We start from the raw sequence: 15206 nt of genomic DNA on the forward strand, positions 1-15206 counted from the left end.
TTTTTTTGTCGATGTAAAAAAAAGCATTTTGATGACAGAATTGCCTGTGTACGAATGATAAGCGCACAGTCTATACTGAATCCCGAAACAGCGATTCTCAGTTGGAAGGAGGGATTTAACCAATGGAAAAAGGAGTGGTACAGAACAGAAAAGTAGTCAATAAACAAGTAATAGACGGAAAAGCAGTCAAGAAAAATTTGATCAATAGAATAGTGCAGCATCGAGCACTATACCTTCTACTCTTACCGGTAGTGGCATATTTTGTTATTTTTCATTATTGGCCAATGTACGGGGTGCAAATTGCTTTCAAGAACTTTTCGCCAGTCAAGGGGATTACAGGAAGTGATTGGGTTGGTCTTCTTCACTTTGAACGTTTTTTTGATTCCTATTTTTTCTCAAGATTATTTTTTAACACATTAGGTATTAGCCTTTACGAACTAGCGGTTGGTTTTCCAATACCTATCATACTAGCGCTTATGCTGAATGAAGTTCGAAGCAGTAAATTTAAAAGAACGGTACAGACCGTTACCTATGCACCACATTTCTTGTCTACAGTTGTTCTTGTTGGGATGCTTGTTACTTTTTTATCGCCAACAGCAGGTATCGTAAATCATTTTTTATCATGGTTTGGTGTTGAATCGATTTCCTTTATGACAGAACCTTCATGGTTTAAAACACTGTATGTGGGTTCAAACGTTTGGCAGAATGCCGGATGGGGAGCGATCATCTATATTGCGGCACTGGCCAATATTGACCCACAGATGCATGAAGCAGCAATGATGGATGGCGCCTCTCGTCTACAGAGAATCTGGCATATTAATATCCCTGCCCTTATGCCGACAATAACTATTCTTTTTATCCTAAATATCGGGTCAATGATGGGCGTTGGCTTTGAGAAAGTATTTTTAATGCAAAACGATCTAAATATGGAGGCCTCTGATGTATTTTCAACTTATGTGTATCGTAGTGGGATACTTGGTGCGCAATACAGCTTTGCCTCTGCTGTAGGATTATTCAATTCTTTAATTAATTTAATTTTACTTTATAGCGTCAATTTTGCTACGCGTCGAATGAGCGGTAATAGCTTGTGGTAGTTGAGGAGGTTAGAAGATGTCAATCAAGAGTACAGATGATCGGATATTTGGACTGATCAATGGAGCAATATTGACATGTATTTTAATGATAGTTTTGTATCCGCTTTTATTTGTGGCGAGTGCCTCGATTAGTAATCCCATATTTGTGATTCGCGGAGAAGTATTTCTATTCCCCAAGCAGATCACATTTCAAGCGTATGAACAGGTCTTTCAGCACAAAGATGTCTGGACGGGTTTTACGAATACGTTGTTATATGCCATTACAGGGACGATGATCAATTTAATATTAACCGTTTTGGGAGCGTATCCATTGTCCCGTAAGACGCTGCCAGGACGTAAGATTATTATGCTTTTTTTACTATTCACCATGTACTTCAGCGGCGGATTAATTCCAACTTACTTAGTTATTAAGAATCTACATCTTATTAATACGTATTGGGCAATGGTGCTTCCTGGGGCGGTGTCTGTTTATAATCTTATCGTGATGCGGACATTCTTTGAGAATATACCCGAAGAACTCCATGAGGCAGCCACGATTGATGGGGCGAAAACCTTGCAAATTCTTGTTCGGATCGTCTTACCATTATCTGTCCCGGTACTTGCGGTCATGGTGCTGTTTTATGGCGTTGCTCATTGGAATGCGTTTTTTAATGGATTAATCTATTTATCCGATCGAGACAAGTATCCACTACAATTATTTATCAGAGAAATTTTGATTCAAAGTCAGATGCAAGAAATGATGGATATGGAGAGTGATTCTGCAGCATCTCAACTTTTAATGGCAGAAGGGATCAAATATGCACTGATTATGGTGACAAGTCTACCTGTGCTATTGTTGTACCCTTTGTTGCAGCGATATTTCGTAAAAGGAATTATGATTGGCGCAATTAAAGGATAGACCAATATTGTTGATTGGGGGAGTAAGAAAATGAAGAGACAAGTATGGTTGTTTATTGTGATAGGGATAGTTCTAGTGGGGATAATGTCCGCATGTAGCTCAGATACCCCAGCGGGTTCTGGAAAAGAAGGAGATACTTCTAAAAAAGAAGTCCAAACAGAGGGAGAAAATGTTTCATTGAAGATGCTAGTTTCTAGATCACCTGTACATGCTGATTATAGCGATATGCTCGTATGGAAGGAATACGAAAAAATATCTGGTGTTCATATCGAGTGGGAGTTAGTGCCTGATACGAATTTTGTTGAAAAGCGAAACATATTGCTTGCTAGCGGCGATTACCCTGATGCCATTTATCGTGCCCAACTAAATAATTCTGATATTGCAGCACGTGGAAGCGATGGCATCTTTATCAGCTTAAATGATTTGATTGAGGAGCATGCTCCAAATTTGGTGAAGCTATTTGAGAAATACCCTGAAGTGAAGGCTGGTATCACCCAAGCTGATGGGAATATATATTCATTACCTTTCGTCAGTGATTTTCAATCTGCAAATTATGGCGCAAAACTATTCTTGAATAAGAAGTGGATGGATAGGATTGGAGCAGATGAACCTACTACAACAGACGAGTTGTATCAACTGCTTAAGGATTTTAAAGAACAAGACGCCAATGGGAATGGACAAAATGATGAAATACCTATAACAGGGACTGAGATTGCATCAATTGAAAATGCATTGAAAGGATTTTGGGGACTAGGTAATCGAGGGGGCGCCCACCCAATGGTCGATATAGATGAGAGTACAAATGATTTGCGATTCATACCTACTGCAGATCAATACAAGGAAGTGCTGGAATATCTCGCCAAGCTCTATAACGAAGGATTAATTGACAAGGAAATATTTACAATGGATACTTCCAAGCTAACAGCCAAAGGTGAAGATGATACAGTAGGTGCCTTCATTTTTGCAAATCCTGTACCTATAGGTCAAAAAACAAAAGATGATTATATTGGCTTGCAAGCATTAAAAGGACCACATGGTGATCAATTAATATCATCCCTCAATCCAGTTTTGCGCAATTCAGGAGCATTTGTCATTACCAATGTAAATAAATATCCAGAGGAAACAATGGAATGGGTGGACTACTGGTACTCTGAAGAAGGAATGAAGCTATTCTTCATGGGAAAAGAGGGAGAAACTTTTACAAAGGTTGGAGAAGATGAGTACCAATATGTTGATGATATTGTTTCTAATCCACAAGGCTTGACATTAGATGAAGCCGTAGGAAAGTATTTGGCATGGCCGGGGGCAGGTCAGCCAACTGTACAAACAGAGAAGTTTTCCAAAGGCGGAGCAAGTTATCCTTCTGCAATAGATGCAACCTCCAAGGTGAGCGATTACTTTCCGAATGAAATTTGGCCGCAATTTACTTATACCCAGGAAGAATCCGATCTGTTGGCCTCTACTGGAAACGATCTAACAACGTATGTCGATGAAATGAAAGTAAAATTCATTACCGGTGAGACCCCATTCACTGAGTGGAATAAATATGTGGATACGTTAAACAAGATGGGCTTGGATGATTATATGGATGTGTATAATCAAGCCTTTGAGCGTTTCTCTAAATTAAATAATGAGTAAAGTCAACAATCAAGGAGGAATCTAAGCTGGTATGAGTAAAAAGAGACCGAATTTTATTATATTTATGACCGATGATCAGGGGTATGGTGATTTATCTTGTATGGGTTCGAATGATATTCGAACCCCTCATATTGATCGTTTAGCGAATACAGGTGCTCGATTTACAGATTGGTATGCAGCAAGTCCTGTATGCTCGCCATCAAGAGCCGCTCTTTTAACCGGACGTTATCCTGGTAATGCTGGCGTTCGTTCGATCCTGGGAGGAAAAAGAAAAACTAGTGGTTTATTGCCGGAAGTGCCTACGCTTTCCTCAGAATTAAAGGCCCTTGGATACCGAACCGGATTATATGGTAAGTGGCATCTAGGGCTTCGAGAAGATTGCCGCCCGCATAGCCAAGGGTTTGATGAGTGGATGGGCTTTATGGCAGGCTGTATCGACTATTATTCTCATATTTATTATTGGGGACAGCCGGATAATCCGATTCACGATCTGTGGGAGAATGGGAAAGAGATTCATAAGGATGGGCGCTATTTTACTAATTTAGTTACAGATCATGCCGTTGATTTTATTCGCCGAAATGCCGGAGAAGAGGAGCCCTTCTTCCTGTATGTAGCGTACAATGCCCCACATTATCCCATGCACGCTCCAGAAAAATATACGGAACGTTTCGCTGATTTACCATGGGATCGAAGAATGATGGCGGCGATGCTTAGTGCTGTGGATGATGGTGTAGGTGATATTGTTGCGGAAATAGAGCGGCAAGACATTCTAGATAACACTTGTATTTTTTATCAAAGTGACAATGGGCCTTCCAGGGAATCGCGTAACTGGCTTGATGGTACAGAGGATTTATACTATGGCGGTTCAGCTGGGAAATTAAAAGGACATAAATTTAGTCTTTATGATGGAGGAATCCGCGTTCCTGGTATCTGGAACTGGTCTGCAAAAATCCCAAGAGGGCAAGTAATAAGTGAGCCTTGCTGTGCTATTGATGTATTCCCAACTATGATTAAAGCTGCAGGGGGATCACTAGAAGAGCTTGAGATTGACGGAAATGACATTATGCCTGTTCTTACAGAGAGAGCAAAGCCTGAGCGTAATATCTATTGGGAAATGGGCGCACAGACGGCTGTGAGAAGTGGTAAATGGAAGCTGGTCCTTAATGGGCAACTAGAAGAATTTGAACCGCCAACTACAGATAACGTCCATTTGTCAGATCTAGAGGAAGATATCGGAGAAAAAACCAACTTACAGACAGAATACCCAGATGTGACAGCGAAACTAATGCATGATGCGGAACAATGGCGTAAGCAAATTGAAAAGCGTTGGGAACAGGAATGGAAGCCCAAAAGTACCACATATTAATATTTGGCCAAATAAGTCAATAGAACAGACGACTCTAAATTTTAAAAGGTAAAATTGAGTCGTCTTTTTGTATTTTAAATTAAGGTTCGATTGAACAACATAAGATTTTCAGTACTCTTCATGACGGGGCCCATTTTTGCCGTTGCTTTCTCTGTAGCGTCGTATTAAAATGAACATAATGACGAAAGGAGGCGAAGATAATTGGAGAAGGAAGATCAAATTTTAGACATGCTTCACGAAATCAAAGGGACCTTAAATGAACATAGTACAACCTTAAACGAGCACACCAGCATTTTACAAGCACATTCGCAAAAATTTGCAGAACATGATCAGAAATTTGCTGAAAACAAGCAAATACTAGATGCACTAAGACATGGACAGGAAAGCTTACAAGCTGAAATGAGCGAACTGCGTCTGCAAAATGCTAAGGGATTTGGTGAACTAAAAGAGCAAATTGGTGAAATAGAATTAAGTGTTGAATTGCTTCAAGAAGAAACCTTGGGAAATAAGAAGGATATCCGCCGCATGCAAAAGACTTTAGTAATGGGATAGAATCCTACCACATAATAAATGACCTCTGAAACCTTACCGAATATTTCCAAAATAAAGCTAACTGAGCTACACCGAAGTGAATAGCACTTAAGGTGTAGCTCTATTTTTCTTATGCAGACAAATTTCAGAAAAAATGTCGAAAAATCTTTCTTTTTTCTCGTTTTTTTTGGTGGTTGATGCAATCGCATTGAAAACGGATTCAGCAGGAAGTAGACGGCTTTTAAAAGGGAAAACATTCTGAAAATCCCTTGACCTTTCACTAATACCGCGGTATTATAGGAACAATTTAATAAATCAAAACTAACTGAAAAATAAATATCTGAAGAGAGGGGCGAATAACTTGAGTGAACAATTGATCTTCCTCAACGGAGAATTCGTAAAAAAAGAAGCCGCCGTTGTGTCTGTATATGATCATGGATTCCTTTATGGAGATGGAATTTTTGAAGGAATTCGTGCATATTCAGGAAATATCTTCCGCTTAGATGAACATTTGACACGTTTGTATGACTCGGCGAAGTCCATCATGTTAACCATTCCGTATTCAAAAGAGGAAATGACTAACATTGTTGTAAAAACACTCCGCCAAAATGAGCTCAATGATGGCTATATTCGCCTCGTAGTATCTCGTGGTGTAGGAGATCTTGGTTTAAATCCTTATACATGTGAGAAACCAACCGTATTGGTTATTGCTGAACCATTACGCATTTATCCTAAAGAACTATATGAAACAGGACTTGAGATTATTACAGTTGCAACAAGGCGTAATCGATCTGATGCTTTAAGTCCGATGGTGAAATCACTGAACTACTTAAATAATGTATTAGTTAAAATTGAAGCCTCATTAGCCGGTGTTTCCGAAGCTCTGATGTTGAACGACCAAGGTTATGTTGCAGAGGGATCGGCTGATAATATATTCATAGTGAAAGACGGAAAGTTAAAAACACCGCCTGGCTATGTGGGAGCACTAGTCGGAATTACAAGAAATGCTATAATGGAATTAGCCCAAGCAAAGGGTTACGAAATGATCGAAGGCATTTTTACAAGACATGAAGTGTACACAGCTGATGAAGTATTTTTAACCGGGACTGCTGCAGAAGTCATTCCTGTCACAAAAGTAGATGGTCGCATTGTGGGAGATGGAAAGCCAGGACCAGTCACTAGAGATTTGTCAGAAAGTTTTCGCGAATCAACTGTAACAGATGGTGTCAAAATTCATGACGAGTCGTTAAATGTTGGCTAAGACAATTTTATAAGATTTTCAACTTGTTAATAATTAAGTTGAAGTTCATTGTTAACGTCCATCAAGATGCTTGTGCTTTTGTTCAGAAACTGTCATAACAGGAGATGTAATAATTGAGAAGTGATATGATCAAAAAGGGGATTGACCGTGCCCCGCATAGGAGTTTATTATATGCTACAGGTCTTAAAACAAAAGATTTAGAGAAACCTTTTATAGGTGTTTGTAATTCATATATTGATATTATTCCAGGACACAAGCATTTAAATGTTTTTGCAGAAGTCGTAAAAGAAGCGATTTGGGAAGCAGGTGGTGTCCCATTTGAATTTAATACGATTGGCGTAGACGATGGGATTGCGATGGGACATATAGGTATGCGTTATTCCCTGCCAAGCCGAGAAATTATCGCGGACGCGGCAGAAACAGTCATTAATGCTCACTGGTTTGACGGTGTTTTTTATATTCCAAACTGTGATAAGATTACTCCAGGCATGTTGATGGCTGCATTTAGAACCAACGTTCCATCTATCTTTGTATCAGGTGGACCAATGGAAGGTGGTATGTCATCAGATGGGAAACCACTCACATTGACTTCTGTTTTTGAAGGTGTAGGGGCCTTCCATGCAGGGAAAATGTCAGAAGACAAACTTCTCGATATTGAACAAAATGCGTGTCCAACTTGTGGATCTTGTTCAGGAATGTTTACAGCCAACTCCATGAATTCTTTGATGGAAATGCTTGGTGTAACCGTACCGGGAAATGGTACAATTGTAGCGACCTCTAATGAACGCCACAAATTAATTAAAGAAGCGGCAAAGAATCTGATTCGGATGGTGAAAGAAGATGTGAAGCCGCGTGACCTGGTCACAGATCAAACGATTGATGATTGTTTTGCACTTGATATGGCAATGGGGGGCTCAACGAATACGGTTCTTCATACATTGGCCATCGCTCATGAGGCAGGTCTAGATTATGACTTATCCAGAATTAATAAAGTGGCTGAGCGAGTTCCATACTTAGCAAAAATTGCTCCAGCTTCTGATTATACGATGCAGGATGTCCATGATGCTGGTGGAATAAGTGCAATTATTCGCGAGCTATGTGAAATTGGTGCTATCGAGAGAGAGCGAATGACTGTAACAGGAAAAACAGTTTATGAAAATGTGAAAGACCATGAAATTAAGAATCCTGCAGTCATAAGACCGAAAGATAATCCATATAGTCCTGTAGGAGGCTTATCTATTTTATATGGAAATATCGCCCCAAATGGCGGTGTTATAAAAGTAGGAGCTGTCGATCCATCGATTAAAACTTTTACAGGAAAAGCTGTTGTGTATGAGTCGCAGGATGATGCTCAAGAAGGCATCAACAATGGTACTGTGAAAGCTGGAGATGTAGTCGTCATCCGCTATGAAGGTCCTAAAGGCGGACCAGGAATGCCGGAAATGCTCTCACCAACATCAGCAATAGCTGGTAGAGGACTTGATAAGGATGTTGCCTTACTTACAGACGGAAGATTTTCCGGAGCATCAAGAGGGATTTCCATAGGTCATATTTCTCCAGAGGCAGCTGAAGGCGGTCCGATTGCTTTAGTGGAAGATGGAGATGAAATTGTCATTGATCTCACCAATCGCTCCATTCAATTGAATGTCGCAGAAGAGATATTGGCAGAACGTCAAGCAAACTTAAAGCCATTTGAACCAAAGATTAAAAGGGGATATTTGGCTAGATATTCTAAATTAGTCACTTCAGCTAGTACTGGTGGAGTCATGAAAATATAGAATAATACAAGCGAAAGAGTATAGACTACATTTTAAATATAGTGCGTGTACAAAAAGGAGGCTTTTCTCCTTTTTGTACAACAACGAAAAGCAATGAAAAGGTAAAAATGAATGGATCCACTGCATTACCAGAGAGTCGGAACTGCTGGAAACCGACGATGCAGCCATTTGTGACATCGCCTTGGAGCAGGTACCCTGAAAACATTTGTGATTATGGGTACACGGGGATTTTCAAGTTCTCGTTATCAATGAGTGGCATTCGTCGCTCCTAAGTCAGTGAATTTCACTGAAAAGTAGGGTGGTACCATGAAGTTTTTTCATCCCTGCATAAAAGGTTCTCCTTTTGTGTGGGCTGAGAAAACTTTTTTTATTTATAGCAATTAGAAGAAGCCTATGAATTCATTAGTGTTACGACTACAGGATGTAAGAGTGCAGAGGAAGAGCCAAGCAATTGCATTTTCTTAAAATGGCTAGAATTTTTTCGCAAATCGGTGAATTTTATGCATGAATGGTCGGATTTATGATATGTTTAAAAAAATGATAATTTGAAAGGATGAAGCTTGCAGTGAGTATGGGAATCCAAATGGAAGCAAATAACCAAAATACAGCCACTGAAGCCAACGGAAAGACGAAGAGCGGAGCAGATTTGTTTATTGAGACATTACAAAAAGAGAATGTTGAAGTGATTTTTGGTTATCCAGGAGGGGCCGTACTCCCAATCTACGATGCCCTGCATAAAAATCCTATGAATCATGTGTTGACAAGACATGAACAAGGAGCTATTCACGCGGCAGAGGGATATGCGCGAGTAACTGGAAAACCTGGAGTAGTCATCGCCACATCTGGTCCTGGAGCAACTAATTTAGTGACAGGGATCGCAGATGCTATGATGGATTCATTGCCTCTTGTAGTGATCACAGGCCAAACTGCAACCTCCTTACTCGGTACCGATGCTTTCCAAGAATCAGACATTGTTGGGATTACAATGCCGATTACCAAGCATAGCTACCAAGTTAAAGATCTAAAGGACATTGGACGGATTGTGAAAGAAGCATTCCATATTGCTTCAACTGGTCGTCCGGGACCTGTTTTAATTGATATTCCGAAGGATATTGCCACCCAGTTAGCCGGTGAATATCCGGAAGCAAGTATACAACTGCCAGGATATCAACCAACAACAAAACCAAATTATTTACAATTGCAAAAACTTGCGACTCTTATGAATAATGCGAAAAAGCCATTAATCTTAGCTGGAGCCGGGATCTTATTTGCAAAAGCAAACAAAGAGTTTCAAACATTTGTTGAAAAAACAGGCTATCCTGTTGTTAATACTCTACTAGGCTTAGGCACAATTCCTGGCACCCATGAACAATTTTTAGGGATGGGTGGCATGCATGGAACGTATACGGCGAATATGGCGATTACCGATTGCGACTTGCTGATTAATATTGGGGCACGATTTGATGATCGCTTAACTGGAAATCTTAACTATTTTGCTCCGAATGCAACAATTGCTCACATTGATATTGATCCAGCTGAAATAGGCAAAAATGTCCCGACAACTGTTCCGATTGTTGGAGATGCAAAGGTTGTGCTGAAGGAACTTTTGGAAATGGAATTCAATCTTCCTGATATTTCGAATTGGATGAAGCAATTACAGGAAAATAAGGAAAAGTATCCATATAAAAAGCCTAGTTCACCTGAAGGCAATCTTTCATCACCACATGTGATCGAAATGGTTCATGAATTGACGGATGGAGAGGCAATCGTCACGACCGATGTTGGACAGCATCAAATGTGGGCAGCCCAATATTATGTCTTCAATGATCCCAATAAATGGGTAACATCTGGAGGGCTCGGGACAATGGGCTTTGGTTTCCCCGCTGCAATTGGAGCACAATTAGCAGCGCCCGATAAAACAGTTGTAGCTATATCGGGGGATGGCGGATTCCAAATGACGTTACAGGAATTGGCCGTTATAAAAGAACTAAATTTGCCAGTGAAGATTGTCATTATCAACAATGCTTGTTTGGGAATGGTTCGTCAGTGGCAAGAAAAGTTTCATGGAAAACGTTATTCGCATTCTTTAATCCCTGAACAGCCTGACTTTGTCAAATTGGCTGAGGCATATGGGATAAAAGGCTATAGTTGTTCAAATGCTGAAGAAGCTAAAAAGGTTTTGGAAGAAGCACTTCATATTCCGGGACCTGCATTAATTGATTGTCGTGTGGTTCAGGAAGAATTGGTTTATCCAATGGTTCCAACTGGAAAAGGACTTCATGAAATGATTGGGGTGGGAGAATGAAACTGACCAAACGAGTTCTTACCGTAACAGTCAATAATAATAGTGGGGTATTGAATCGGGTCACGGGATTATTTGCAAAAAGACAATTCAACATTGAAAGTATTACGGTGGGACCTACTGAAAATCCAACTGTTTCAAAGATCACGTTCATTGTGCCAATTGATGACCCGGCAAAAATGGAACAGTTAGTGAAACAATTACAGAAGCAAATTGATGTATTGAAGGTTTCCGATATTACCGATAAATCCATCGTGACAAGAGAATTAGCTTTAATTAAAGTACAGTGCCCACCACCTGTCAGAAGTGAAGTGTATAGTATTATTGAACCTTTCAGGGCGACGGTGATTGATATGGGGAAAAATAATATCACCGTCCAAGTAACGGGAGAACCTAATAAAGTGGAAGCATTCATTGAGTTGCTAAAGCCATATGGCATTAAAGATATATCTAGAACAGGGGTTACTGCCTTTGTACGCGAATATCAAAAGCAAGAATCAACACACCTATCTATTTTACAATTATAAAAACTAGGAGATGAATTAAAAATGGCAAAAGTATATTACAATAACGAAATCGATGAACAAATTCTAATAGGCAAGAAGATCGCAGTACTAGGGTATGGATCACAGGGTCATGCGCATGCAACTAATTTGAAGGAAAGTGGCTTTAATGTTGTAGTTGGTGTTAGACCAGGTAAATCATTTGACCAAGCGGTTGAAGATGGTCATGAAGTATATTCAGTTCGTGAAGCTTCTGCTCAAGCGGAAATCATTATGATCCTTCTTCCTGATGAGCGTCAAGTCGCTGTTTATGAAAATGAAGTAAAACCTGAACTTACGGAAGGAAAATCCTTAGTCTTTGCTCATGGTTTTAATATTCATTTTAATCAAATCGTGCCTCCAACTAATGTGGATGTATTCCTTGCAGCACCAAAGGGACCTGGGCATCTTGTTCGTCGTACATTTGAACAAGGAGCAGGAGTACCTGCACTATTTGCGGTATACCAAGATGCAACTGGAAAAGCAAGAGATATTGCTTTAGCTTATACAAAAGGAATTGGAGCTGCTCGAGCTGGTGTGCTTGAAACAACATTTAAAGAAGAAACAGAAACAGACCTTTTCGGAGAGCAAGCCGTGCTTTGTGGTGGAGCGACTGCACTTGTCAAAGCTGGATTTGAAACACTTGTAGAAGCTGGTTATCAACCAGAACTTGCATACTTTGAGTGCTTGCACGAATTGAAATTGATTGTTGATCTTATGTACGAAGATGGTATTGCTGGTATGCGTTACTCCATCTCTGATACAGCACAATGGGGAGACTTTGTATCTGGACCGCGTGTTGTCGATGCAGATACAAAAGAACGTATGAAAGACATCTTGGATGACATCCAAACAGGTAAGTTTGCAAAAGGCTGGATCCTAGAAAACCAATTGAACCGTCCAGAGTTCAATGCCATTAATCGCCGCGAAAATGAACATTTGATTGAGAAAGTAGGTCAAGAACTCCGCGAAATGATGCCATTTGTGAAAGCAGGTAAAAAGAAAGCCAAGGAAGTGGCATCAAGTGCGAAAAATTGACATCTATGATACTACTTTGCGTGATGGAGAGCAATCTCCAGGTGTCAATCTGAATTCTATTGAAAAGCTTGAGATTGCAAAACAACTAGAAAGACTTGGGGTAGATATTATTGAGGCGGGGTTTCCCGCCGCTTCCCCAGGGGATCTAGAATCGGTTAGACAAATTGCATCAACAGTCAAGAATTCGACAGTGACAGGTCTAGCTAGAACCGTAAAGTCAGACATTGATGCAGCATGGGAAGCTTTACAGGTAGCTGAAAATCCCAGGGTGCATATCTTCATTGCCACTTCACCGATTCATATGACATACAAGCTAAAGAAAACACCCGAACAGGTTGTAGCTACAGCTGTAGAAAGCATTCAATACGCAAAGCAATTTTTCCCGCGTGTGCAATGGTCTGCAGAAGATGCCTTTCGTTCAGATCGTGAATTCTTAGCTCATATTGTAGAGCAAGCGATCAGAGCGGGTGCTTCCGTTGTCAATATTCCTGACACAGTAGGCTATGCTACGCCCCAGGAATATGGGGCTTTGTTTAAATTTTTAAAAGAAAATGTTCCAAATATTGAGCAGGCCAAGTTGTCAGCTCATTGTCATAATGATTTAGGGATGGCTGTTGCCAATACATTAGCTGCGATTGAAAACGGAGCTGACCAAGTAGAAGGAACGATTAACGGTATTGGTGAAAGAGCAGGGAATGTTTCTTTAGAAGAGGTAGCGGTTGCTCTCTATACAAGGCAAGATTTCTATGAAGATATTAAAGCAGATTTAACACTGAATGAGATTAAACGCACTAGTCAGCTTGTCAGTAAATTGACTGGTATGCACATACAAGCGAATAAAGCTGTTGTAGGGAAAAACGCTTTTGCTCATGAATCAGGCATCCATCAGGATGGCGTGTTGAAAGAGCCAACAACCTACGAAATTATTACCCCTGAATTAATTGGAGAGACATCAAACAATCTAGTAATGGGCAAGCATTCTGGCCGTCATGCGTTTCAAGATCGCGCTAAATTACTTGGATTTGAGTTAGATCAAGATAGCTTGGACAGTGCTTTTAAAGAATTCAAGCATTTAGCGGATCGTAAAAAGGAAATAACCAATGACGATCTGTGGACGCTCCTAACAAATGAACAATTGAAAGAATCTGATACTTCTGTATTTGACCTTGAAAGAGTGGGTGTGCAGTATGAGTCAGCAAAAGACCCATCTGCAACAGTGATTGTGAAAAAGCCCGATAAATCTGTGGCAGAGGAAACAACAAGTGGCTCTGGTAGTGTTGAGGCGATTTTCAATGCACTTGAAAAGGTCGTCGGAGAAGAAGTCCATGTATTAGATTATCGAGTTACTTCGATCGGAGAAGGAAGAGACGCCTTAGCAGAAGCTGTGGTAAATCTCTCTTTCCGGGGTGAAGAATTGACGGGTAGAGATTCTGTTCAAGATGTACTCGAAGCCTCCGCAAAAGCATATCTAAATGCAGTCAATCGCAGTCTACTATCAACCCATATGAAAGAATTAATGAAGTCAGTATAAACTTTAATTTCGGGAGGTGCCTGGCACGTCCCGAAAAAAATTTAGCAGACTACCGTGCCTTTAGTCATTGAACGTCCGGTGGGGATGCATCCAGGTATATAAATTGTGCCAAAATAAAGTATTACCTTATTGTAATTACGTTTGGGGGTTATGAGGTTTGAAGAAACAAATAGCGGTATTACGCGGCGACGGAATAGGAAAAGAAGTAACAGATGCAGCGATTGCTGTCTTGGAGACAATTGGACGTCGCTTTGATCACCAATTTGAATGGAAGCAGGGTCTTATTGGCGGGAGCGCAATTGATGAGGCAGGGCAACCTTTACCTGATGAGACGATTCAACTTTGTGAAGAAAGTGATGCCATTCTACTAGGAGCAGTCGGTGGTCCAAAATGGGATCAAAATCCGTCCCATTTACGACCGGAAAAGGGACTTCTACAAATTCGCAAGCATTTTGAATTAAGCGTTAATCTCCGTCCTGTTAAGGCTTATCAAAGTTTACTTGCAGTTTCTCCTTTGAAGGAAGATGTTGCAAAAGATGTGGATATGGTGATTGTTCGAGAACTTACGGGTGGTCTTTATTTCGGTGAACCGAGTCATCATGATGACGAAAAAGCAGTAGATACACTTCAATATAGCCGCGAAGAAATCGAGCGTGTCGTTGTGCATGCTTTTGAATTAGCGAAGCAGCGACGTGGCAAGCTAAACTCTGTAGATAAAGCCAATGTTCTTGAATCAAGTAAGCTATGGAGAAAAGTAGTAGAAGAAGTGGCAAAGAGATATCCAGAAGTAGAGTATGAGCATACGATCGTGGATGCCGCTGCAATGAAACTGATTACGTACCCATCTACCTTTGATGTAATTGTAACAGAGAATATGTTTGGTGATATTTTAAGTGATGAAGCATCTGTTATCACAGGTTCACTTGGGATGTTACCATCAGCGAGCTTGCGGGTTGATGGTTTTGGCCTGTATGAACCTGTACATGGATCAGCTCCTGATATCGCTGGTCAAAATATTGCCAATCCAGTAGGAGCGATTTTATCAGCTGCAATGTTGCTCAGAAGTTCCTTTGGTTTGTTAGAAGAAGCCGATGCGATTGAAGCAGCTGTGCAGAAGACTTTAGAAGCGGGTTATTGTACAAGTGAATTTAAGAATATTGGTAGAGAAGTATTGTCGACAACGGCTATGACGGAAAAGATTGTGAATGAACTTGAAGGGTGAGGTGA

At 40.4% G+C, this 15206-nt stretch carries 12 protein-coding genes; all 12 read left to right on the top strand.

Features of this window, described 5'->3' with window-relative positions:
• Positions 1–122: 122 nt before the first annotated feature.
• A complete protein-coding gene (locus KI375_RS21955; protein WP_212975532.1) occupies positions 123–1094 on the top strand; it encodes an ABC transporter permease in 972 nt (323 codons plus the stop codon).
• A 16-nt stretch (positions 1095–1110) separates the two neighbouring features.
• Positions 1111–1992, top strand: a complete 882-nt coding sequence (locus KI375_RS21960; RefSeq protein WP_212975533.1) for a carbohydrate ABC transporter permease — start codon at positions 1111–1113, stop codon at positions 1990–1992.
• A gap of 30 nt (positions 1993–2022) precedes the next feature.
• Positions 2023–3630 (top strand): type 2 periplasmic-binding domain-containing protein, encoded by a 1608-nt coding sequence (locus KI375_RS21965; RefSeq protein WP_212975534.1) that lies wholly within the window; start codon positions 2023–2025, stop codon positions 3628–3630.
• Between the two features lie 31 nt (positions 3631–3661).
• Positions 3662–4996: a sulfatase-like hydrolase/transferase gene (locus tag KI375_RS21970; protein ID WP_212975535.1), complete on the top strand. Its 1335-nt coding sequence runs from the start codon at positions 3662–3664 to the stop codon at positions 4994–4996.
• A 201-nt stretch (positions 4997–5197) separates the two neighbouring features.
• A complete protein-coding gene (locus tag KI375_RS21975; RefSeq protein ID WP_212975536.1) occupies positions 5198–5548 on the top strand; it encodes a hypothetical protein in 351 nt (116 codons plus the stop codon).
• Positions 5549–5888: 340 nt separating this feature from the next.
• A complete protein-coding gene (ilvE, locus tag KI375_RS21980; RefSeq protein ID WP_212975537.1) occupies positions 5889–6788 on the top strand; it encodes a branched-chain-amino-acid transaminase in 900 nt (299 codons plus the stop codon).
• A 113-nt stretch (positions 6789–6901) separates the two neighbouring features.
• On the top strand, positions 6902–8566 hold the full coding sequence (gene ilvD / locus KI375_RS21985; protein WP_212975538.1) for a dihydroxy-acid dehydratase: 1665 nt from the start codon (positions 6902–6904) through the stop codon (positions 8564–8566).
• A gap of 583 nt (positions 8567–9149) precedes the next feature.
• Positions 9150–10871 carry a biosynthetic-type acetolactate synthase large subunit gene (gene ilvB / locus KI375_RS21990; protein ID WP_212975575.1) on the top strand — a complete coding sequence of 574 codons (1722 nt, stop codon included), beginning with the start codon at positions 9150–9152 and terminating at the stop codon, positions 10869–10871.
• Entirely contained in the window at positions 10868–11395 is a 528-nt protein-coding gene (ilvN, locus tag KI375_RS21995; RefSeq protein ID WP_212975539.1) for an acetolactate synthase small subunit, read from the top strand. Before ilvB ends, ilvN begins: the two co-directional genes overlap by 4 nt.
• A gap of 21 nt (positions 11396–11416) precedes the next feature.
• Positions 11417–12448, top strand: coding sequence for a ketol-acid reductoisomerase (gene ilvC, locus KI375_RS22000; protein WP_212975540.1), 1032 nt, complete (start codon positions 11417–11419; stop codon positions 12446–12448).
• On the top strand, positions 12435–13979 hold the full coding sequence (locus tag KI375_RS22005) for a 2-isopropylmalate synthase (protein WP_212975541.1): 1545 nt from the start codon (positions 12435–12437) through the stop codon (positions 13977–13979). Before ilvC ends, KI375_RS22005 begins: the two co-directional genes overlap by 14 nt.
• 157 nt (positions 13980–14136) lie before the next feature.
• Positions 14137–15201 (top strand): 3-isopropylmalate dehydrogenase, encoded by a 1065-nt coding sequence (gene leuB, locus KI375_RS22010; RefSeq protein ID WP_212975542.1) that lies wholly within the window; start codon positions 14137–14139, stop codon positions 15199–15201.
• The last annotated feature ends 5 nt before the right edge of the window (positions 15202–15206 follow it).

Source organism: Bacillus sp. J14TS2, assembly GCF_018333015.1.
In the GTDB taxonomy this organism is placed as follows: Bacteria; Bacillota; Bacilli; order Bacillales; family Bacillaceae_C; genus Lederbergia.

Coding starts and splice junctions, on each gene's coding strand:
- KI375_RS21955 (WP_212975532.1), top strand. CDS start 123: ATGGAAAAAGGAGTGGTACAGAACAGAAAAGTAGTCAATAAACAAGTA.
- KI375_RS21960 (WP_212975533.1), top strand. CDS start 1,111: ATGTCAATCAAGAGTACAGATGATCGGATATTTGGACTGATCAATGGA.
- KI375_RS21965 (WP_212975534.1), top strand. CDS start 2,023: ATGAAGAGACAAGTATGGTTGTTTATTGTGATAGGGATAGTTCTAGTG.
- KI375_RS21970 (WP_212975535.1), top strand. CDS start 3,662: ATGAGTAAAAAGAGACCGAATTTTATTATATTTATGACCGATGATCAG.
- ilvB (WP_212975575.1), top strand. CDS start 9,150: ATGGAAGCAAATAACCAAAATACAGCCACTGAAGCCAACGGAAAGACG.
- ilvN (WP_212975539.1), top strand. CDS start 10,868: ATGAAACTGACCAAACGAGTTCTTACCGTAACAGTCAATAATAATAGT.
- ilvC (WP_212975540.1), top strand. CDS start 11,417: ATGGCAAAAGTATATTACAATAACGAAATCGATGAACAAATTCTAATA.